Origin of the sequence: Prevotella sp. E9-3, from assembly GCF_022024015.1 — a bacterium.
Taxonomy (GTDB): domain Bacteria; phylum Bacteroidota; class Bacteroidia; order Bacteroidales; family Bacteroidaceae; genus Prevotella.
Genome location: NZ_CP091786.1, coordinates 201,277 through 224,933, shown reverse-complemented (window position 1 = coordinate 224,933; position 23,657 = coordinate 201,277). Strand labels below are relative to the sequence as shown.

The 23,657-nt window shown below is 46.9% G+C and carries 15 protein-coding genes and 1 riboswitch; of the genes, 5 read left to right on the top strand and 10 right to left on the bottom strand.

The window, feature by feature from the left end:
• Positions 1–91: 91 nt before the first annotated feature.
• From L6475_RS00830 to L6475_RS00810, 5 genes are all read right to left on the bottom strand, one after another.
• On the bottom strand, positions 92–2,200 hold the full coding sequence (locus tag L6475_RS00830) for an McrB family protein (protein ID WP_370641621.1): 2,109 nt from the start codon (positions 2,198–2,200) through the stop codon (positions 92–94).
• A gap of 2 nt (positions 2,201–2,202) precedes the next feature.
• Positions 2,203–3,432, bottom strand: a complete 1,230-nt coding sequence (locus L6475_RS00825) for a restriction endonuclease subunit S (RefSeq protein WP_237821574.1) — start codon at positions 3,430–3,432, stop codon at positions 2,203–2,205.
• Positions 3,429–4,547, bottom strand: coding sequence for a YhcG family protein (locus L6475_RS00820; protein WP_237821572.1), 1,119 nt, complete (start codon positions 4,545–4,547; stop codon positions 3,429–3,431). Before L6475_RS00820 ends, L6475_RS00825 begins: the two co-directional genes overlap by 4 nt.
• Entirely contained in the window at positions 4,544–6,349 is a 1,806-nt protein-coding gene (locus tag L6475_RS00815) for a class I SAM-dependent DNA methyltransferase (protein ID WP_237821570.1), read from the bottom strand. The genes L6475_RS00820 and L6475_RS00815 overlap by 4 nt, the downstream gene beginning before the upstream one ends.
• Positions 6,350–7,054: 705 nt before the next feature.
• Positions 7,055–8,302 carry an ATP-binding protein gene (locus tag L6475_RS00810; RefSeq protein ID WP_237821568.1) on the bottom strand — a complete coding sequence of 416 codons (1,248 nt, stop codon included), beginning with the start codon at positions 8,300–8,302 and terminating at the stop codon, positions 7,055–7,057.
• Positions 8,303–8,500: 198 nt separating this feature from the next.
• Here L6475_RS00810 and L6475_RS00805 point away from each other — a divergent pair, with 198 nt between their 5' ends.
• Both L6475_RS00805 and L6475_RS00800 read left to right on the top strand, forming a co-directional pair.
• Entirely contained in the window at positions 8,501–8,686 is a 186-nt protein-coding gene (locus L6475_RS00805; RefSeq protein ID WP_237821566.1) for a hypothetical protein, read from the top strand.
• 209 nt (positions 8,687–8,895) lie between these two features.
• Positions 8,896–11,178 carry a hypothetical protein gene (locus tag L6475_RS00800; RefSeq protein ID WP_237821564.1) on the top strand — a complete coding sequence of 761 codons (2,283 nt, stop codon included), beginning with the start codon at positions 8,896–8,898 and terminating at the stop codon, positions 11,176–11,178.
• A gap of 87 nt (positions 11,179–11,265) precedes the next feature.
• On the opposite strand, the gene L6475_RS00795 is transcribed toward L6475_RS00800, so the two are convergent.
• From L6475_RS00795 to L6475_RS00775, 5 genes are all read right to left on the bottom strand, one after another.
• Positions 11,266–12,444 carry an aspartyl protease family protein gene (locus L6475_RS00795; protein WP_237821562.1) on the bottom strand — a complete coding sequence of 393 codons (1,179 nt, stop codon included), beginning with the start codon at positions 12,442–12,444 and terminating at the stop codon, positions 11,266–11,268.
• Positions 12,445–12,498: 54 nt separating this feature from the next.
• The gene (locus L6475_RS00790; protein WP_237821561.1) at positions 12,499–13,620 is read right to left on the bottom strand and encodes an ABC transporter substrate-binding protein; all 1,122 of its coding nucleotides are present in this window, start codon (positions 13,618–13,620) and stop codon (positions 12,499–12,501) included.
• Entirely contained in the window at positions 13,621–14,430 is an 810-nt protein-coding gene (locus tag L6475_RS00785; RefSeq protein WP_237821559.1) for a DUF4465 domain-containing protein, read from the bottom strand.
• Positions 14,431–14,514: 84 nt separating this feature from the next.
• Positions 14,515–16,488: a YncE family protein gene (locus tag L6475_RS00780; RefSeq protein WP_237821557.1), complete on the bottom strand. Its 1,974-nt coding sequence runs from the start codon at positions 16,486–16,488 to the stop codon at positions 14,515–14,517.
• 47 nt (positions 16,489–16,535) lie between these two features.
• Positions 16,536–18,455, bottom strand: coding sequence for a TonB-dependent receptor (locus L6475_RS00775; RefSeq protein ID WP_370641669.1), 1,920 nt, complete (start codon positions 18,453–18,455; stop codon positions 16,536–16,538).
• A gap of 187 nt (positions 18,456–18,642) precedes the next feature.
• Positions 18,643–18,828, bottom strand: a riboswitch (cobalamin riboswitch).
• A gap of 173 nt (positions 18,829–19,001) precedes the next feature.
• Between L6475_RS00775 and L6475_RS00770 the strand changes: the two genes are divergently transcribed.
• The 3 genes from L6475_RS00770 to L6475_RS00760 all read left to right on the top strand — a co-directional run bounded on the left by L6475_RS00770 (position 19,002) and on the right by L6475_RS00760 (position 23,553).
• On the top strand, positions 19,002–19,862 hold the full coding sequence (locus L6475_RS00770; protein ID WP_237821554.1) for a phosphate acyltransferase: 861 nt from the start codon (positions 19,002–19,004) through the stop codon (positions 19,860–19,862).
• 18 nt (positions 19,863–19,880) lie between these two features.
• Positions 19,881–20,948, top strand: coding sequence for a butyrate kinase (gene buk, locus L6475_RS00765; protein ID WP_237821552.1), 1,068 nt, complete (start codon positions 19,881–19,883; stop codon positions 20,946–20,948).
• Positions 20,949–21,036: 88 nt separating this feature from the next.
• The gene (locus L6475_RS00760; protein ID WP_237821550.1) at positions 21,037–23,553 is read left to right on the top strand and encodes an alpha-L-arabinofuranosidase C-terminal domain-containing protein; all 2,517 of its coding nucleotides are present in this window, start codon (positions 21,037–21,039) and stop codon (positions 23,551–23,553) included.
• The last annotated feature ends 104 nt before the right edge of the window (positions 23,554–23,657 follow it).

Sequence of the window (23,657 nt, the reverse complement as noted above, 5' to 3'; positions counted from 1 at the left end):
GAACAAGGTTCAGATTATCATATCTGTCGTTATGTTCAATGCTCAGACGTTCGTGTTCTTGAATAAGAATGGATTTCATACCAGTTATCTATTATTCGTTTTCATCTTCTTCTTGGTCTTCATCCTCAATCTCTTGGACAGGACTCAGTGAAAGCCATGAATTAAAGGCTGTTTTCTTTTCGTCGTTCTTAACATTGAGGATGCCATCATTGATATATTCGTTTATAAGCGGAAGGATTTCATACTCTACTTTGTCATGAAGTTCATCTTCACTTTCTGCCATGAAGTAACTATGACCTACCATCAAATCATCTATGCTCATGTCTCCACATAGATGTTTCGGATTCTCAATGAATCTCTTAATGTCCTCAAATAATTCTAAAGCAATAGTTCCAAGTTCCTCATTGTCTGTATCAGAATAGAATTTCTTAATCACAGAATCCTGAGATTTGAGTGTAATGAAAGCAAATCTTCTACGTAAAGCATAGTCAAGGGTTCCTGTACTTCTATCAGTGGTATTCATCGTACCGATAATGTACAGGTTTGAAGGTACACCAAACACTTCGTTCTTTGAATATGGCAGCATCACTTTAATAGGATGATTCCCATTTAGACGTTTGTCTGACTCTAACAAGGTAATAAGTTCGCCAAATATCTTTGACACATTTCCTCGGTTGATTTCGTCAATGATCAGTACAACTGGCTTATTTGTAGTTGCATGATATTCTTTCTTGACAGCTTCAATAAAGGCCTGAGCATACTGTTGCCAATTATTCTCCACACCTTTACCCTGAGCCTGCAGTTTTATCTTCTCGATATTTAGAGGTGATGGCGTGTATTCTTCTCCCCGTGAACTTGTGGAGTTAGTACTTCTACAGCTGACAGTAGAGTTCCCTTCTTTCCACCAGACATAAAGTGATGATCTTCCTGTGACGGTTGGTATCTCTCGTTTGTTCTGATACCCTTTTATCTTTTGGAGATAATCGTCAATACACTCTACAATATCTTTGCTTTGGTCCGTTTGAACTGCATTGCAAGCACGTTTGAAGATGCCATCCTCAGGCTCATAGGTTACACCAATAGAATTACCGTCAGCATCAGTTTGTACATGTGGTTTTAATCCTTCGACAAAATCCTCATAGTCAAGTGACTGATGGAATGTTGTGAAGAATATCTGATCTCCAAGCAATGAGTCATAGCGTTTCATCACAGCTTTATGGTCTGTGAGATCAATATCTGTAACGCCTAATATCTTTAAGGCTATTGCAGCAGTATTATATGTCTTACCTGTGCCAGGAGCGCCTTGCAAGATAATATTTTTCTTTTCTTTCAGCAGTTTAGCGCAATTGCCAATAAATGAATGACTCTGTAAGTACTTCAGCCATTCGTCAATAAACTTGTATTGCTCTGTAGTCGAGCTACAAGATTTGAACGAACCTTGTGAGAAAAGTGATGGTCTTGGCTGTTTATAATGTTCAGCCCACCCAAGGATACGGACCTTTCTGAAATTGACATTATAATACTTCTCTGTCAATTTTTCATCTGTAAAATTATCACCAATAATTTCACATAAAGCTATAGCTTCACTGCCTTTCCTAACTAAGACAATATTGCCTTTGGCTATTGTTTTAAAATCAACACATTGCTTGTCTTCCCATTCTCCTGTACCAATTACAGGCTCTTTTTCAAGAAGCATTGCCTTTGAGTCAATTTCCACACCTCCCTTTCCTTCTGGTAGGTGCATTTGTATGTGCCAATACTTGTCATGCTTACTATTCATAGACATCTTTGTATTATTATCGTATTTCAGAATATCTTCGACTGTGAAGTCATTAGGAATCCAGTATTTCTTTTCACCTGATGATAAATGATATCGGGACAGTTCTTTTTGAAAAACAACATCCAATCTCTCATCCTGCACTTTTTGGTAGAAACTCTTTAAAATATCATTGGTCTGATTCCCATCTCCATGATTTTTTTGATGTTTTTCCTTTGTGTTATCTTTATATCCGACAAATCGACTTGGAGAAAAACAGATGTGAGAGTCGATTATTTCAATCACGTATATTCTACCATTTTTGAATATACTTGTTGCCCATTGATACGTATCATCATCTTTCTCATCACGTAAATAATGATAGAGCGTTTTGATGTTACGAATCACATCGTCTCTCGTTTCTATAAAATCAAATCTATCCATATTTAACTGACTTTTATTTCTCCACTCATCAACTTGGGAAGCAGGCGGTCACGAGCTTCGGTGAGGAGGCGGATTTGGGATTGGAGGTTCTCTGTTTGCTTTATAAATGGCAGCACCCTTTGGGAAAACTCTTGTAGAATGGCAGTGCAAGGCATCACAAATGGCATATTCTTTATTATCGTAGAGTTAACAGCTTTTGATATTCCAGAAGTGTTACCTAAAGAATCATAGTTGTAATTACGTAAATACATCAATGTATACGCTTTCCATTCATCGCCTTCTTTTTGAAAATGTGCTATTGCTTCGTTAGTACAGACATCTGCTCCGGCAAAAGCCACTCGTCCAACAGTTAGTTTGAAACTCAGCAGGATAGTTCCTTTGGGTACTACTTTAATATTATAGTTCTCGCACGCATCTTGTGTAAGTTCTTCGGCTGTTTCTTGGACGAACATGGTATCTTTCATGTCAGAAATAGATACCCAAGGAATGCCATTACTACCTTTTGTAAACCATTGCTTTTGAGCGCGAGGAGGCGTTTTGCCTATTGACATTTCAAAAAAATCCAAAGCAGGCTTCTTCTCCCACCCATCAGGCACACCATCGACAATCTTGGTGTTTTCGTGGCCGGGGAAGTGGAGGTTAACGAACCATTCCTTATAGAGTCGCTGCGCTGCTTCTTCCAATAGCTTTATCTGCTTCTGATAGTTCTCTATCAATGAGTCGTAGCGGGAGAGGATGGTGGCGATGCGGTGCTGAGTTTCCATTGGTGGGAGTTCCACCTCAATATTCTGTAAATCAGTTGCCCTAATGCCTTTAACATTAACCCCATTAACTATACCGTTAATTGCTGTTCTACCCGATAAAGAACGCATCCAATACATATAAAAAAGAGGTATCGCATTATTCTCATTTAAACGGACTCTAATAATTGAAGATTCAAATGTTGTTTCTTCGGTAATGCCATTAGCGATTGCACATTTTCCAGCACCTGATTCAACAAGGGAACGTCTTGCAAAGAGCAAATCGCCATTTTTAACTAGAAATGAATTACGCTCTTTATCATTAATTTCCACTCTGCTCATTTCTTGGTTCCCTATAAATGAATAGGCAAAGACTTCACCCATATTTATAATCTTTGCCCCTCTTCCATGAAATTCTTTAGATTTATAAATTCCATTTTTAGTGGGTTCGGAAAATAAATCCAAAAACTTCACTTTCTTCCACTCACTCATACCTCATCCTCCTTCTGTTTCTTGTCTCTGAGTTCATTTTCAATATCCTCAATAGATGGCAGAGCACTTTTGAAGTCCTCTGTCAATTCATCGAAGATTTTAATCGAAGAGATTCCGATGGGAGAATCAACCCCCTGTAGAGTATATTCTGCCACAACATCGTTTTTGTCTTTACATATAAGGAGACCGATGGTTGGGTTATCGTGCTCAGTACACATCAGTTTATTGACAGCAGTGACGTAGAAATTCAGTTGCCCTATGTGCTCAGGCTTGAATGCTGTCGCTTTCAGTTCTATCACGACATAGCAATGTAGGCGCACATGATAGAATAGTTGGTCAATGTAGAAATCTTCATTTCCAACGCGAAGGTGTACTTGGTGACCATAGTAGGTGAAACCCTTGCCCAGTTCCAACAGATATTTGGAAATGTGAGAGTCGAGATGTTCCTCCAATTCTCGCTCCTGCATCTCCTGACGCACGCCCATGATATCAATGACATAAGGGTCTTTCGTTATCTGCTGTGCAAGGTCGCTCTGCGGTGTTGGTAGTGTCCGCTTGAAATTACTAATGGCCTTACCCTGTCGCTCGTAGAGGTTGCTGTCTATCTGCCAGTCAAGTATTGTGCGACTCCAATTGTTTTCAATGGTCTTTTGAACATAGAACATGACCTTTTCTGGCGCTTTCAGAAATTTATCAATAAGCAACTTGTGATGTCCCCATGGAACAGAAAATATCGGCAATTCAGAATTGCCCCCAACTTGGGGGTAATTTGAGATATTACCGATTTGTGGAGATTTACCCTCAACTTGGGGGGAGATTTTCATTGCATTGGAGTAAAGTACATAAAATCTCTTGATATAGCCGAGATTAGTAGGAGAAAAGCCTTTAGTTTCAGGGAATTCCTCCTTTAAGTCAAGACTAAGATTCTTGAAGAATTCAGAGCCATAGGTATTCTCAAAATCTCGCTCAACAATATCTTGACCTAAAGACCAGTAAAACTTCAGCAATTCACTATTCACCTTCACAGCAGCTTTAATCTGGCTCTGGCGAAAACGCATGCTGAGGGACTTCAGCCAATCTGCATATTCTTTATTTATACTTAATAGTTTACTCATTTCAGTTCCTCCCACGCTTTTTGTATCTCGTCCATTAAGGCGTTGGCCTCTTGGTTCAACTGCGCTAACTCTGCATGTATCTCGTTCATACGCTTGTGGAAATCCACACCATCGTCTTCCTGCTCGGCTACACCGACGTAAGCACCAGGGGTAAGCGAGTAGTTCTTTTCCTCTATCTCCTGAATAGTGGCAATCTTACAGAGACCAAGCACATCCTTGTATTCGCCTTCGCCAAATTTCTCTGTCAGCCATTCATGCTGACGGGCCGTTTCGAGCGTATCTTCCAGTTCGGCAATGAGGGCATTCTGCTCAGCCTCAATGCGCTTCTTATCCTTGCGTTGGGCAGCGGCTATTGCTTCTTTGGCTGCAGCCTTTTGCTTGTCAAGCGCTTCCTGTGCTGATGCAACAGTAGTATCGCCTAAGACAGATTGATAGTCGACCAGTAACTGCTGATATTTTTCTTTCTCACCACGATATAGGTGTACGATGGCTTGCAAGTTACGCAGTTGCCACTCGGTCCACTCGTTCAGGGTGCGGTCAACAACGGTGTAGTAATTACGGGCATCGATAAAAAGAACCTTGTCACGAATCTCGCTGTTCTTGTTGCGGTCGAAGAACCACAGGGAACAAGGCAACGAGAGCGTATAGAAGAAGTTGTTACCCACACTGACCATCACATCCACATCACCTGTACGTACCAGCTTCTCGCGTATATCGCGGTCTTTGTTCGCGCTATCGGTAGCAGAACTAGCCATCACGAATCCGGCACGACCGTGCTCGTTCAGGTAGGCATAGAAATAGCTAATCCATAGATAGTTGGCATTGCCTATCTCCTTGGTCTTGGCGTTCACGCCGGGGAGTCCGAAAGGAAGACGACCTGCAGCAGAGGCGGACTCTGCTTTCACCTTATCAACATTGAATGGCGGATTGGCCATTACATAGTCACATTTGCCAGCCAGATTGTGGGCATCGTGATAGAAAGAGTTAGCTTCATCACCAGAAATGATTCGTCCATTCAATCCATGCACCGCCATGTTCATCAGACAGAGCTGGGCATTATATTCCACCTTCTCCTGTCCGTAGAAGGTCATATTCGTATTGGCGTTAAGTCCAGCCTGATTCACGAAATCACCCGTCTGAACAAACATACCACCGCTACCGCATGCAGGATCCAACATGATGCCTTGCGTGGGCTCCAGTACATTTACTAGCATTTTCACCAGCGACTTAGGCGTAAAGAACACGCCATCGTCAGAAGCTACCGCTTTTGCAAACTTGGATAGGAAGTATTCATAGATTCGTCCGATAATGTCGCCACCAACCTCGTCGATGGTCTTATTGTTGAAGATACGAAGCAACTCGCGTAGGAGGTCATCAGCGAACATTGTGTAGGTCTTGGGTAGCACGCCTGTCAGTTGTTCGCTTTGGTCTTCTACCAGCTGCATAGCGTTGTTGACGGCTTCGCCTAATGAGTTTATTTCTTGTCCGTCTTTAGTTTTTAGGCCTGCTGCCACGATATTATCAGGCAAATTCACCAGATAGTCGAACTGTGCTTCACGGGGCAGATACAACGCACTCTTAGCTGCGAAATCGCTGGGTTCAACAGGCATCACACGCCCACCACGACTGGGGCGGTTCTGTAATATCTCAGCCTCCACCAACTTGTAGCGGCTGTAGGCATAGCGTAAGAACAGCAATGCCAGCACAGGCATACAATACTGACTGCTTGTCAGTTTACTACCTTGTCTCAACAAATCTGCCGACTCCCATAGCTCGGCCTCGAGTTTTCGTATATTGATCATTCTTTCTTTATATATTTACTAGTTCTCCCTTCAACCTAAAGGCTTCTGGGTCTAATGTCATTTGATAAATCTTTATGTTTGGAGGATATTACTTGACCTGCTACTTGATCTGTTTCACCATCTACATTGTCTTTTTAATAGTTGTCGAAGGATGTCTTTTATTTGCTACAAAAATAATAATTCTATCTTTTATAAAAGACAAAACTTTATGTTTTTTGAGATTTGTTCTGTATAATTTGAATAATTAACCCCCAAAATGGCTATTGAGTTACGTTATAACATGGCGCAAACTTAATAAAAATATTAGATTATGCCAAGATATAGTACTATCTATTGTGTCAAGACTAATATGCCATTTGCGTAAACAATGCGTAAACAAACTATTTCAGTTAGGAGTATTTCGTGAGTTTCAGTGAAAATTATAAATATGCAACTCGTTGGATATCAGTATAGTTACAAATTATAGACTATCACGAAATATCATTATATCGGTCTCATAATCTGGAGGTTCCAGGTTCAAGCCATGGCTGGTCCACACTAAAAATCAGCAACTTACAAAGATTTTAAGGTTGCTGATTTTTGTATTTTACTGGAAACATCCGTCAGACTCTTATTATTGCCAAGGTCTAATAGTACTTCTTCAATGAGTTTTTTTTGTATCCATATCTAAATTGTGTCAATTAGTAAGATTCGTGTTCCAATAGCCTACATCAGCCACTTCCAAACAGGTACCACAGTTATTCCTTCTTCCGTGCCCTCTTCATCGCAAGTGATCAGCAGGCACTTCCAGTCCTCGTGCGCCTTAGCATACTTCGCTAATGGCGGCACCTCTCTGTTGTAGGTTGACTCATCCTTGATACTATACGACACCTGGATGGCCAGTTTCTTGTCAGGTACTATAAAGTCTATCTCTTTATCAGCATTCAGATAATACACATTCTCCTTGCCGTATCGTCTGAATAGCTCCACCGCCACCATGTTCTCCAGCAGCGACGTCTCCGAATTCATCAGGAATAGGTTCAGCAGTCCGTTATCTATGAAGTAGTATTTCTTCTGTGTTTCTTTCTCCGTCAGCTTACCCACCTCGTTCTCCATGGGTAGTATCAGCCAACTATCAGCGGCATAACCAGCATAGTCTATCGTAGTAGGCACACTGATGGGCGATCCCGTTGCCACGATTACATTCTTCAGCCTATTATACGACAGCGGTTGCTTTACGCTCTCTGCCATCTTTTTGATCAGGATGTTCAGCACCCTGTCATTCTTAATGTTGTTTCGGGCACAGATATCACCCAAATAAATTTTCTGGTAAAGACTTGAAAGCATGGCGCGCTTATTTTTGAACGACAGGATCTCAGGCAGACCACCGTAATAGAAGTACTCATTCAGATGTCGCTTCACTTCACTTCTCTGAATCGTGTCATACTCCCAATGCTCCCTCAGCTCCACCTGCTGCGCTGCTAGATACTCTTTGAATGAATATGGGTATGCATCATAGATAAAGAACCGTCCGCCCAGCGTAGTTGCCACCTCCTTGCTCAGCATCTTCGCATTGCTGCCAGTCACATACACTCTGTATTTCGCATCAGCCAACCTCCGCACGAACTTGTCCCAGTGAGGAATGTTCTGCACCTCGTCCAGAAACACCACCGGCTTCTTACCATACAGTTCCAGATGGGCCTCTAGCAGACTGTTGAAGTCCTCCGTCTGGAATTCCGCCAGACGCTCATCCTCAAAGTCCACAAACAGAATCTCGTCCCATCCCTTTCCAGCAGCCTGCAACTGACGCACACGCTGATACAGTAGGTACGACTTGCCCACATGTCTCACGCCAACTATCACATAGTTACCGTTCTCTTCGAATTCTACGGGACGGTTCACAATCACCGCCTCATCTACCTCGCGTTGCTTACTAATCAGGCACTGTTTAATGACATCCTTACTGATACTCATATAAATTATATTTTATAAGAATTATGCAATTTTATTAAGTTTGATTTACAAAGTTAGGTATTTTCTATAAAATACAATTAACAACCTCTGATTTTTTTGCTATATTTTCACCTTTTTTATCACAAACTTTGACCTCAACTGAAAAGTGACAACCTTTTTCTAGTCTAAGTCATATGCCAAGATATAGTACTATCTATTGTGTCAAGACTAATATACCATTTGCGTAAACAATGCGGTGTGCCAACACTCATCTGGCCCTATACCGTTTTGGAAGTAGTTGGTATTCTGGTATTTGTATATATCTTCTTCTCCCTGAACGATTATGGCTACTTTATCGATTCGGCCACAAACGCTACCGAGAATGTAGAGAAATTGCAATGTTGAGTTGATTATTTTCAAGAAAAGTCCTTCTTTTAACTAAAAAAATTGTTCCATTTTTCCAAAAACGAATTGGTTTAACCAATTTTAACCGAACCAAAAGGGTTCTGTACTTCTTTTATTCGTAATTTTGCACCGTAAAATCTATTATATTGGAAATTACTTGAATAGTAAGTCCGATTTTTGTGTTGCTTATAGTAAAAACTTTGAAAATTATGAAAAAGGATAATTTAATAAAAGGATTATTGGCTACAGCAGTTGCTGTAGCAATAACTGGATGCTCCCGCGAGACTGACTTTTTCGATCAGAGCGCTAAAGAGCGTGAGAGCGCCGATAATTTCCAGAACTTAGTTCTTGGTGGTCAGGAAGTTGACGCCAATCAGAATTGGAGTACAGCAAAGAGTCACACCCTCAATGTCACTTCAGAAATTGCTGAAGGTACACTGAAGGTTTATACTGTCGATCCTATCGGCAATTTTACCGCTCCCCTTTACACCACGACAATTGCCAAAGGTGAAAAGAAGAGTTTCAACGTGGCATGTCCTAACGATGTAAAGCGCCTGTATGTAGCTGTTTACGATGCTCAGAACTATCTGCGCGTTGAGCCCGTTACCGTTAATGGCGACCAGCTGAACGTTAGTTTCGATGCAGAGGAGAATGCTTCTGCAGGAGCTCGTCGTGCACCTGGTAGTTACTATCAGAACAGCTATAATTTCATCTCGGCTCCCGATCCCAGCATCTTTGCTTCTGAAGTACCTGCAGGCGTGGCCTATTTAGGTGACTTTAAGGATCCTTGGGGAGGCTATCAGCTGTATCATTTCCCCCTGCCCAACTACACTTGTTGGTTGGATCAGGCTGCTATAGCCAACTGCGGAATGAACTTCAATAGGACAAGCTATACCATCTATGTGAAAGGTACTGTCAACTGTTCAGGCGACCTCTATCTTGCTGGCGGCACTAAGCTCTACCTCACCAGAGGTTCAAAACTTGTATTGCCTGGCGGAGACTATTCTTTCGGTCAGTATAACGTTCAGGTGATCGTTGCCGAAGGTGCCGAACTTGTGTGCAATGGTCGATTGCAGTTCAGTCAATCCGTGCTTTACAACAATGGTACTGTGACTGCCAATTCTCTTGAGGCTGCCGTAACCGGAAAGATTTACAACAGTGGCAAACTGAAGATTAACAATACCTTGAGCGTAGAAAACAACAATGCTGAAATTGTAAACGATGGTGAAATAGAGACAGTACGACTGGATGTAAACGGTTCAGGACACTTCTTGAATGGCGGTAAGGTGACTGTGAGCGAAGACGCCACTGTTAATAGCAATAACAACTCTTGGGTGAACAACGGTACCTTCCACTGTAAGAACTTCCTCTACAATGGTGGCGGCAGCTGGAATGTCATCAACAACTGCAAACTGATTTGCGACGAGCAGTTCTATCTCGGTATCGGTCAGGGCCAGGGCGAGTTCAAACTGGACGGCAGCATCGAGTGTAAGAACTTCTTCCACGGAATTGGATATGTCAAGATGACTGGCAACTCTATCATCAAGGTTGCAGAGACGCTCACCTGTCAGGCTGATGCCGACGGTGCCTACTGCGGTTTCTACGGTCCTGAGAGCGCCGACAACGGTTATGCTGTTATCCAGGCCAAGAAGATTACTGCCACTAACCTCAATCAGCGTCGTTCTATCACCTATCGCAACTACCTTATCGTAGCTACTGACGACCACTGGGCACAGTGCGATAAGAGCGATGGCAACTATCCCCACTGGGATCAGGGCGACAATGTGAAGATGGCCAAGAGCAAGGACAATGTAGGCGTAACCATTGAGCCTACCGACTGTAACGCAGGCCTGACTGGCAATGCCGGTGGAAATGCTGGTGGTAACGGCGGTAATGCAGGTGGAAACGGTGGCGGTATCGTTATCGAAGAGCCTACAATGTACTACTACTATGCATTTGAGGACTTAGGTACAACCGACGACTTCGACTTCAACGACGTAGTGGTTCGTGTTTCTGCTCCTGTCAACGGTGTCTCTTCTGTAGAGATTGTAGCTGCCGGTGGTACTATGGAGACCTATGTTACCTATGGTGAGGGTGAGAATCCTACCCGCATCGGTTCTGAGGTACATGCCGCCATGGGTGTTAATTCAGAAAAGATTATGGTGAACACCACCAGTGTAAATACCGACAAGTTTGCTGTACTTGGTACTATCCAGGTAGCTGCCGATGCCGATTTGACCAGTCTGCCCCTTGGCATTCAGGTGAAAGGCAGTAACGACCAGACCGTAAAGGTGGTCCGCAGCGTGGAGAACATCGGTCGTGCTCCATTGGTAATCGTAGTAAACGGTAACGAACAGGGTAAGTGGTACTGGGCTACCGAGCGCACCAACATCACTGCTGCCTACCAGAACTTCGGTGCCTGGGGTGCAAATGCCAGCACCAACGCTGACTGGTACAAGAATGCCGCCCAGGGCATGACAATTGAGTATTAAACATATTCCGACATATAATAATGGCCAGGTTCCTTTAAGAATCTGGCCATTATTATTTTAAGAAGTTAAGCCGATAGTTTTGTAGTCCTACCATTTCATCTTCACTTCCTTGGTAAATCCGCGGCGGTCGCGTACTATAATCGTATAGACATGGCCTAACAACGGACGGAAAGCAATATAGTCGGCAAAGGAGCGGATAGGCCGCTCGTCGGCTTTCAGAATAATATCGCCTTCACGAAGTCCGGCTTTGTAGGGTTCACTCTGTTCCCAAACCAAGCCAACAACGGGGCGTCCGTTCTCGTTGACTATTGCTTTCTGCAACTGCTCATTGTCCACCATTATGCGGTTTTCATTCTCAAAGGGCTGAAAGGTAATCCGCTTCTTACGGGGATTGAAGGTCACAGCCCCGTATTCCAGAAGTCTTGCTCCCAGATGCGAACCGCCCTGAGTGGTGATGGTATGCAGATTTCCAAACGAATAACTGCCTAAACAGAGGCTGTCTAAGCGCAGAAAGACAACCTCGCCAAGAGGTTCGGTACCTTGTAGTCCGATGGCATGCCGTCCAATGGAGCGGCCCTCTATCTGCAGCGGGTTTTGAAGCTTGCAGGCTTTCTCGCCTTTGTCAAAACTCCGTTTGTTCATGGAATAAAGATGCCTGCTGCCCGTATCGAACAACGCCCTTTCAGTATAGCCCTTGAACGGTTTCACGTTGATATAAGGCACATGATAGTCCAGTTTATATTTCACTACATGCCCGTTTTCCTTGGCAAAGAGTTTCTTCCTATCGGTAAGGATAAGCAGATTGTTCTGCACGTCAATCTTCATGTGAAGGCCCTTGCAAACTATATCAAAACCCAATATGCCATCAATTCCCCTGCGCTGAACGGCCCGGTGCTGAACCGTAGCCTGACAGCCTGTAAGTGTGAGCGTACCAAGCGTCAGCGGAGGCAGGACGACCAACTGCACAGTATCTTTCTTACCAATAGCATCGCGCGACACGATAGTCCCTGCCGGCTGGCATCCTTCAAACAACTGGTCGTCATAGACCACCGCATGTCCGGCGCCGGTATCAAGCAGGAAACGATACGTTTTCCCGTTCATCTCTACGGGCACCAGCACCTGATGATGACGATACTCAATGGTAATGGTGTCCACGAAGTCTCTTTTCGACAACTGGAAATTCAGGTTATACCCTACATCTGTCTTGGCATAGCCAAAGGTTATAAAAAATAATAAAGAACAGGTTAGTATTAATTTTCGGCTCATATCGCAATAACGACTATGGCTATTATATTTATAGCGATCGCAACAACGCTCATGCTATTCTATCTTATGATAGTAGCGCAGGGGTTCTTTCCTTAGCTGTGGATGCAGGATTCCGATGAAATCTTGCAAAAGTAGATCGGGACGGAACGGAGTTTCCTCATAGAACATCGAAGTGAGCACATTACATCCGTACACATTTCCCTCACGAAGAGGACGCAACTGACTGTATCCTTTCTGCTCTTTCTCCAACAGCGCTTTCGTCATTGGCTGGTCACTGTCGTAACGGAACAGCCAAACATCAGCCTCGCCACATTTCTCCAGCACCGTTTCAAAGGGCAACGGCAGTGAGCCGCTCCGATCATCATTAGCAAAAGGATAGCAGCATTTTGCATCCTGCAGCATTCTGCCAATGGTAGAATTGCCACCGGGCATATACCACACCGAGCCCGTCTGCTTATCCATCATCACCGTCAGACTGTCGGGCATGGTGGCAGCCATGGCTTTGAGTGCGTGATAACTGCTATCTACAACGGCAAACAGCGAGTCGGCCACACGCTCTTTTCCATAGAGCATACCATAGAAGCGCATCCACTCGGCACGCGCCAATGGCGATTGTTCCATATATTCGGCACACTCAATCAGCGGAACCTCTATATCCTCCATACGGCCGTAACCACCGGAATTTTCGAAAGGGGATAACAGAATGGCATCCGCTTCGGTATCAATAATCCGCTCTACCACTGGAGACATTCCATCGCCACAGTCTATAATCCTTCCGTTCCTTACACCTTCTTGTATACAAGGAACCTTCATATATTTCAGGTCGGCCACTCCAGACACCTGATTCTGTGCACCCAGTTCTGCCAGAAGAGCGGCATGCATACTGGTGAACACCACAGAGCGCTGCAGGGGTACGCGCACTATTGTAGCCCCATGCTCAGTGTGATGCGGCGCCACATCGTCATACGGAATCAGCTGATACCGATGCAACACCTTTCCCTCCTTCCACGGGTTTTTGATGGTCACCAGCCGGTAACCATCATATTGCTCAACAACAATGAGCTGTGAATACTTGAAAGAAACGGTGTCGCCCGTCTCTGCACGACCATTCCATCGATAGCCGTTACACGAGAGGAGCGACACCGCAATATAAAAAAGTATAAGGATTTTCTTCATTTATTTCTCATATCTGAGATTGTCGATACAGATATAAGCAGGAGTATTCAAACCATTATCACCAGTATCAGAACCAGTGAAAGTGAACTTAACGTACTTCACGCCCTTCAGTTTTGAAAGGTCTGCCTGTTTCCAAGTATCAACATATTTTCCGTTGCTGGCCAGATCAATCTTCACTGTACCGACAAGTGTACTATCTGAGCTATATCCTTCAACTGTGCAATTAAGATAGTCTTTTTCATCGAACTTCTTTGCATAGTCGTCACCATTCAGTATTGAATTCACCACATAAGCCGAATTAGTATAGGCCATGTCAGCGAGTGTCACGGCACGATCAAAAACAATAGATTCGCCGTATGTCTGAACCACGCAGAACTTATCTCCCCCAAAGGCCTTTCCGACGATATTGTTATATTGATCGGGTGTCCGTGTATTTGGGCTAAAGGTTGTCTCTTTACGCTGAGAGATAGCATAGCCAAACCAGTAGTCAAAATCACCATAAGGCGATGAATACTCATTGTAAGTAGTGTTAAAGGTAGCACCTTCCTCTTTGTAGGTATTCAAATAAGTTGTGGTTATTCCCCCCAAGTCGTCTTCAATCGGTTCCAGGCTTTCTCCTGATGCTGTACCACACCAGAAACCCTGTCCATTCAGTGTCTGATTCTCAAAGCCGATAGTCACCAGTTCTGGTGTAACTTCTTTGCCGTCTTCCGGACCATTGTCGTCGTCATCATCACCACAAGAAACGAAAGCCATTGGAGTAGCTACAATTGCGATAGCCATCATCCACTTAAAAAGATTCTTCTTCATTTTAGAATACTTGTTTTTTAAAGAATTGTTTGCAAAGATATAAATACTTTTTTATATTATAATTAAAAATTAAAAAAAATCAACTTATCGCACTAAATGCAGGTCTTCTGCACCAGTTATTTCGGTAGATGTTTCGCCTATCCACCCGCATTGCTGCAACTGTGCCGAGTAAACGCGGATAAAGTCGGCATGCGTCAGCTGCACCGCATTGCGACTTGCATCGACCGCCCAACTGATATCGAAACTACATCCGTTTCTGTCCCGGTTTGGCACATTATCGGCATAGCCATAGCGAAAAGCATCGAGGGTCCAGATGGCCGAACTGCCTGAATTGACAAGGGTGGCATTGGGTGGCAATAGGGTTCCTTTGAAAGTCAGCTCATTGCCCAGCCAGAGGGGGAAATACTCCTGCTGATGATAGGTGTTGCGACTCACCGTTCCTGTCTTTCCGTACTTATCGGTCCAGGGTACCGACTGCATGGGTTGTTTCTGATAGGTCAGCTCGTAGTCATAGACCACCTTGCCAAGGCTGTCCACATCGGCCGACCCGCTCAGCTCGTACCACTCATCATCGGGCAGTCCGTTGCCGTTAGTGTCCTGACTTACCATGACGATGCCCGGTTCACTATTGCCGGTATGGGCATTGCCCCAAATGGCAAAATCAGCTTCACCTTCTATATTCTGCAACGGATGGTCGAAATGGAAAGTGATATAACCGCCCCAACTACCCAAGGTGACGAGTCCGCCCTTTCTATTGGCCAGACTCTCCGTACATTTTGCTGCCATCGATGCGGGCGTATCCTCGGCAGTGGCCTGTGGCAGTTCGTTCACAAACTGTCCGGGCGCTGGTACATACTCATCGACAGCTTTGATATAGCGAGAGTCGAAAGGAGGCTCATGCTCTGTTGTGTCGGCAGGAGCTGCTCCTATCTCTTTGGGCAGAAACACACCGTGACCGGGAATATCGCCGGTTGATGCACGCCACTGATAGTTACCATCGGCATCAAAGCAATAGAGCCAGCCATTGCTCACATAGTTGGTAGCATCCATCACATAGATATGGCCCGTTTCAGGATGAACCATCATGCCATAAGGAGTCTCGATAGAATAGTCGGCAGAAGGTTTCAACAGTTGGCGGCTTACAATCTGATGTGTTTTGATATCGATGACACCCGTTTCCATGTGTCCGTTGGAAGTAGCCAGATAACAGAGCGAATCGCCACGGAAAGCGAGGTCGCTAACGGGCAGGTCGATCGTTGCGCCCACCGTGTTTCCATTCAGGAGATAGAGTTGCGACGAGGTGTTGTTTTCTCCTTCTGAGCCACGACTTGTCACCCATACCTGTCCGTAACGGTCGGCCCGCAGACGAAACAGATTGGGAGCCACCTCTACCTGTCGTTCTACGATAAAGCTATTCAAGTCGATCACACTCACACGGCAATCATAGCCCAACCCCTGCATGGCGTTGTAGCCACCGCTGTTGGCCACATAGAGTTTGTTGCCCACTACCGCCATTTCTTCCGGTTGATAGCCTACGCCTACGCGGCCTTCCACTTTCAGCGTGAGGGTGTCTATCTTATACACACTACCCGTTACAGAAGTGCCGCCCACGGCTCCCACATAGCTCGACACATAGGCATAGCCCTCATGAAAAGCCAGATAGCGGCAGTTAGGCACATCGACATGACCTATAGAACGGGCTGTTCCCGCCTCGCACACCTCCACCTTGTTCGAACAGTTGACCACCAGCCACAGGCGCGTGCCATAGATTTTCGCATCGTTGCCCACATCGCCCAACTCCTTCACCTGTTGTGGATTGCGCGAAGGAAAAATATTCTGATGGTACTTTCCTGTTTGGAAGTCCAGAAAGTCGAGTGTAGCCTTGTTCGACCCCATATTCCCCTCACAGAGCACATAGAGTCCGGCATAGTCAGAGCCTACCGCCCCTCCCGTATCCATAACGGTGGGCATCACCACATCGTCATCGGTACGACAGGCAGTAAGCAAAAACAGGCAACAAAGCCCCACAAAAAAATTATATTTCACAAAACTAATCATACCTCTCAATTCTCACCTCTCATCTCTCACCTCTCATCTCTCACCTCTCAAAACCTCACCTCCACCCCAACACTGAAGTTTCTCCCCGGCATGGGATAGTTAGCTATCACGTCATACTGCTGGTCCAGCAGGTTGTTCACTTCAGCCAATGCCTTCATCTCACAGCCCATCAACTTGAACCGATACGAGGCTGAGAAGTCGCTGGTGTACCACGGTTGCATATAGTTATAGTCGTTGTTCACCTGAGCGTTCCAGCGTTCGCCGGTATAGAGGAAACTGTAGTTCAGCGACAGCCGTTGCCAGTCCACCCCAACGATGAGCGAGCCCGAATGCCGGGGGATGTAGGGAATCTGATGACGGTAGAATGGTCGTGACGGATTGGTTATGTCAATAGCCTTCTGGTAAGTATATTGCGCACGGACGGTTGTGGTGACGTTGCGGAAAACAGTACCCGACAGCGATCCCACCACATCAAGGCCACGTATGTCCACCTCGCCCAGGTTGAGCATGGTCCAGCGGAACTGCTGTCCTTTAGGATAAGCAATAATCTTATCCTCCACCTTATTATAATAAAAATCGGCCTGAAGAGAGAGAGCCGTTGCCTTCAGGTGCTTGTTCAACAAGAAACCGAAGTCAAACTGTGTGGCCCGTTCAGGTTTCAGGTTGGCACTGCCTATCTCGGTGTAGTAAAGGTCATTGAAAGTGGGCATACGGAAACTTTGCTTCACGTATGCCCGTAACGACAGCCACTTGCCCTTAAAAGGATAGAGGTTGGCAAACAGAGCGGGCGTCAGTTGGCTGTCCTTCTTCTTCGATGTGTTTCGGTAGGTATTGTCGATTATATAGTTTCCCACTACGGAGGCCTGCACCTTCAGTTGACGATAGTCGAAGGCTGTGGCCACTGACAGTATATGGTTCCAACGCGTTGGATAGGCAAAGTTATAGGCATCTGCATTCAGTTTGTTCCAGCGCAGGTCGTAGCTCATTGAGGCGCTCCATCCCGGGAGCAGTTCCACCACATTGGCCGTCGAGAGGTACAGTTCCTGCTGACGATAGGTATTGTCAACGGGCAGCACCGTGGTGTCACGGTTTTGGTAGTGAGTCTGATAGAAGGCATACTTGGCCAGCCACCGGGTGCTGAACTTCTCGCCAAACGACTTTTGCCACGAGGCCTGATAGAAAGTGTTCAGATCCTGTTGCCGCTCACCCCTACTCCACACATTATTCACGATAGCGCCAGGAATGCCTCGGGCGGAGTTATAGAGATAGGCTTTCGCCTGCCACTGTCCCTGTTCGAGTATGCCGTGCAGGTTCAGTTCCAGTCGCTCGGCATGGATATCACCGTTCTGTCGTGTGGCGGTAGTGTCCCAGGCTGTAGTGCCATCCAGGTTCTTCCGGCGATAGCGGAACCTGTACTTTCCGCTGGCCGTCATCACCTCGGCATTGGTGCTCAGGCTCAAGTCATCGGACAGTCGCTCTTCCCATAGCAGTGAGGTACGCAGCAGGTCGCTGGCTCCGTATTTTGCGCGTACCTTCAGATGGGTGCGTTCGCCCACCTTGAACCGAGGCATGCGGGTGCGCATATAGACCGACGAGGCCGAAGCGAAATCGCTGGCAGCCTGAAAGATGGCACTCTTCTGACCGTTGTAGAGGGTAACCTCTTCGATATTATCGAGCGAGAACTGCCCCAGGTCTATCTGACCATTCTGGGCATTGCCCAACACGATACCGTCATAGCTCACTGCCAGATGGTTGGTACCCATGGAGCGCACATCGACCGTCTTCACACCGCCCACGCCACCATAGTCTTTCAGTTGCACGCCCGAGAAATAGCGCATGGCATCGGCCACCGACAGGGCTGAAAGGCGTTCCAGTTCCTCTCCTTTGAGTTGCTGAGAGGGTATAACCTCACGGAAGGTCAGTTTCGACAGCACCACCACCTCGCCAACATGCTGAAGCGAGTCCATGTGCCGACGAACGGTAGGTTTGACCGTATGCTTCACTGGTACGGCATCTGACTGCTGCGATCGGGTCGCAACAAAGGGAACAGCACACAGTAATAGCAAAAGCAGCCTATAGGTCATGCTTCGATTTCCTTCTTCGGTTTTCTTTTCGTTTCAATTCTTTCCCATACGCTCTAACCCTGGAGAAGCGTAAGGATTCTTGTATCATGGCAGGTCTTCTGACTTTGTCGCCCAATGCAAATGTCTTCCCGAAAAAACTCAGTGACTTCGTTACTTGCACCGTGAAAAAGACGACTCACAGCTGCCGGACAGTCGGGGATTCTCACCCCATTCCCTATTAATTAACATCCGTCAAACCATGAATAATTGCTGCAAAAGTAGGCATAAATTATGTAATAGCAAAATAAAAAGTAAAATAAATTTTGGCCATTATTTATCGAATTTTGGCCAAAATTTTAAAAATAATGGCCAAAATTCTGTAAGTATTTCGTATCTTTGCCGAACAGAACACTAAATACTATATAGTAATAGAATACTAACGCAACACCAATGGATACCATTCAGAATCTTGATGAAATGATTGGCCGCCTTATTGCGAAAGGTGGCAAGAAACGTATAGGAGTCATCTGTCCGCGCGACGAGTCAACCCGTAAGGCCGTTGAAGAGGCCACCTCGGCTACCGGTTTTGCCGAGGCCGTTGTATTCGACAACGATGATGTGCTGGTGGCAGCCCAACAGGCCGTAGCCGCTGCACGCGAGGGAAAGGTTGACGTGCTGATGAAAGGCGCCCTCAACACCGACGACCTGCTGCGTGCCGTACTGAACAAGGAGACGGGCATTCTGCCTAAAGGACGTGTGCTGACCCACCTTACCTGCGCCCAGATTCCCAGTTACGACAAGCTGGTGTTCTGTAGCGATGTGGCAGTGATTCCCTACCCCACGGCCGAACAGCGCGAAGAGCAGTTGAAATACCTGTTACAGCTGATGCGCTCGATGGGTGTTGAGGAACCGCGTGTGGGCCTCATCAACTGTACGGAAAAGGTGAACGAGAAGCATTTCCCCGTCACCGTAGAATATCGCCAACTGGTAGAGAAGGCCGCTACAGGAGTATTCGGCCCCTGCATCGTTGACGGTCCGCTCGATCTGAAAACCTGCTTCTCGCCAGAAGCGCTTCATAAAAAAGGTATCAACTCGCCTCTTGAGGGTAGAGCCGATGCCATTATCTTCCCCGACATTCAGGCTGGCAACGTGTTCTACAAGACTATCACCTGCTTTATTCCCGGCGTGGAGACAGCCGCAGTACTGGCTGGCACTCAGGTGCCCGTGGTATTGCCCTCACGCGGCGATAGTCCGAAGAACAAACTCTACTCACTGGCACTGGCCTGCTCACTCTCAGGTACCGAACTATAAGGGAAGAAATCTCAGTCTATGCTCATATTAGCAATTAATCCCGGCTCTACATCGACCAAGATGGCCGTGTATGAGGACGAGAAGCCCATTGTACTGCGCAACATCTCGCATTCGCAGGAGGAACTGGCACAGTTTGATGATGTCATTGAACAGCACGACTTCCGCAAACAGTTGGTGCTCGACGAACTACAGCGGGTGGGAGTGCCACTGAATTTTGATGCGGTGATAGGACGCGGCGGACTGGTAAAGCCGATTGCCGGCGGTGTGTATGAAATCAATGATGACATGTTGCAGGACACCTATAGCGGTATTGCCATGCACAACCATGCCTGCAACCTGGGTTGTCTCATTGCTCACGACATTGCCTCACAGATTCCCGGATGCCGCTCGTTCATTGCCGACCCTGGCGTGGTGGACGAACTGAACGACTATGCCCGCATCAGCGGTTCGCCACTCATGGGACGCATCTGTATCTGGCATGCCCTGAACCAGCGCGCCATAGCCCGTCGCTATGCTGCTGGTATCGGCAAACGCTATGAGGACCTGAACCTCATTATCTGTCACATGGGCGGAGGTATTTCTGTGGCTGCCCATGAGCACGGAAAGGCTGTCGATGCCAACAACGCCCTCGACGGTGAGGGGCCTTTCTCGCCGGAACGTGCCGGCAGTCTGCCTGCCGTTGACTTGATACGTCTCTGTTTCAGTGGTAAATATACGGAGAAACAACTGTTGAAACGTATTGCCGGAAAGGCCGGACTGAACGCTCACCTGGGAACGGCCGATGTGCGCGAGGTAGAACGACGCATAGCCGATGGCGACACCCATGCCGAACTGATTCTGAATGCAATGATCTATCATGTGGCAAAGAATATTGCCGCGCTGGGCGCCGTGCTCTGCGGAAAGATTGATGCCATCCTGCTCACAGGAGGACTGGCCCGTTCAGAGTATGTCATCAGCCGACTGCGCAAGCGTATTGACTTTCTCGGTCCTGTTTATTGTTTCCCCGGCGAAGACGAGATGGAGGCACTGGCACTGAACGCACTCGCCGTACTCCGCGGTCAGCGGGAAGTGAAGGTGTATGATTAAAAAGCCTCCCCCTGGCCCCCTCCGAGAGAGGGGGAACTAACCCGACTGTGGGGATATACCTATGAATATAAATAAAAACTACATAACTATGAGAAGAAACTATTGGTTATTACTTGCCTTGTTACCCACCTTCTTGTGGGCACAGGAACAAAAAGAGATATTTATCTATTCCCCTAATCCGAGTGCCGGTTTGCATGTGGCAGAGAACACGTCCAATGGATGGACCGACTTGGGACAGCTCTGCTCCAGCGACTACGGCACATGGGGCGCAGAGAAGAAAATGCATGCTCCTTCCGTTTGCCGTGCCAACGACGGCACCTGGCGACTGGTGTTTCAGGTGAACGACCGCTCACCAGTATTTGCTGCCGCCTACAGCCGCAACCTCATCACCTGGCGCCCACAGGACTACCCCGTCATGAGCACACGCCACTGCAAAGAACCGGTGATCTTTGAGAACCCGGTGAACGGCTCTTTCGATATCTATTATAAGTCGTCGGAAGGCAAGCGCTTTGTCTCCGCTTCGGCCGACTTCCGCCATTTCTCGAAAGATGAGTCAAGCATGATAGACGATGCTGCCTGGACACGCGACACCGCCACCATTGGCGGACAGCTCATGGAAGGCAATCAGTTCACGGTAAGCAATGATTTCTTGACAGCTATCCGCAACCATTTCCAGATGCTGCGCGAAGATGCCCGTCTTTCTTCGGAGCGCATGCACAACGATGCCAAGACGCTCGCCTGGCTGAAAGAGCCGCTGACGGCCACCCTCACCGTGGAACCAAACCGCCAGAAGACTATCAGCGACAAGCTGGTGGGCATTTTCTTTGAAGATATCAGCTATGCTGCCGACGGCGGCCTGTATGCCGAACTGGTGCAGAACCGCGACTTCGAATACAACCGTCGCGACCGTCGTGAATGGCATGCTACTACTGCCTGGCATTCGTCGGCCGCTATTCGCATAGCCACCGAGAAACCGCTCAGCAAGAATAATCCCCACTATGCCATCGTCACTTCCGACTCGCTATGGAACGAGGGATGGGACGGAATAGCCGTTGAAAAGGGAAAGAAATATGATTTTTCTATGTTCGTCTGTGGTCAGAAGCAGTTCATCGTGATGCTGACCGCCAACGACGGAACCGTACTGGCAAAGGCTAAAGTGAAGAGTAAGAGCAACCAATGGCAACAGGTAAACGTGGTGCTGAAGGCAAAAGCCTCATGCGAAAAGGCTCGCCTGCTTCTTCTGCCACAAGGTAAGGAAGAGGCTGCCATCGACATGGTATCGCTCTTCCCACAAGAAACTTTCATGGGACGGAAGAACGGACTGCGCAAAGACCTGGCAGAAACCATTGCCCGACTGAAACCGAAGTTTGTTCGTTTCCCTGGCGGATGCATGAGCCACGGACAAGGACTGGACAATATCTACCACTGGAACGAGACGGTGGGACCGCTGCAAGACCGCAAGCCCGACATGAATATCTGGAACTATCACCAGACACGCGGACTGGGCTTCTACGAGTATTTCCAGTTCTGTGAGGATATCGGTGCCGAACCTCTGCCTGTATTGGCAGCTGGCGTGCCCTGTCAGAACTCGGCCAACAACGCTCAAGGACTGGGCGGACAGCAGGGCGGTATTCCGATGGAGGACATGCCGGCCTATATCGAAGAGCTCTGCAACCTTATTGAATGGGCCAACGGCGATCCTGCCACTTCGAAATGGGCAAAGATGCGTGCCGACGCCGGTCATCCGGCACCGTTCAACCTGAAATACTTAGGTATAGGCAACGAGGACATCATCTCAACGGTATTTGAAGAGCGCTACGAGATGATTTGTCGTGGGGTGCTGGCAAAATATCCTAATATAAAGATATGTGGAACGGTGGGTCCTTTCCATACTCCTTCAGCCGACTATATCGAAGGATGGGACTTTGCCCGCAAGAACCCCACTCTGCAGTATATGGTCGATGAGCACTACTATGAATCGACAGGATGGTTTCTGAACCACCGCAACTACTACGACAACTATCCCCGCAACGGCGTGAAGGTATATTTGGGCGAGTGGGCTGCTTCTACCCACGTGAAGCGCCCCTGCATTGAATCGGCGCTGGCCGAAGCACTCTATATGACCGATCTGGAGCGCAATGCCGATGTGGTGGTGATGAGTTCGTATGCGCCCATGCTGGCCAAGGACGGTCATCACAACTGGAACCCCGACATGATTTACTTCTCGAACACGGAAGTGCGCCCCACCCCTGCCTACGAGGTGCAACGACTGTTCGGCAACTACAGTGGCGACCGGTATATCAGTTCAGAGTTCACTGTTCAGAGTTCAGAGTTGGCTGCACAGGGGGCTCCCAAGGACTGCAACATCGCCAACCGTCTCGGTGCCTCAGTGGTGAAGGACTCAAAGACGGGCAAGACCTTCGTGAAGTTAGTGAATGCCCTGCCCGTAGAAGTGCGCCTCAACGTGAAAGGCCTCAACCTCACAGGTGCCCACGGCGAAACCTTCAGTGGAAAGCCCGAAGACCAGCACCTGCAGTGCCAGCCCCTCACCATCGGCAACGAGGTAACCCTGCCCCCCTACTCTTTCTTGGCAGTAGAACTATAGGAACACTATAGATACTATAGGAACTATAGGAACTATAGGAACTATAGATACTATAACCACTATAGGAACTATAGATACTATAGAAACTATCCCCGTTCTATTGC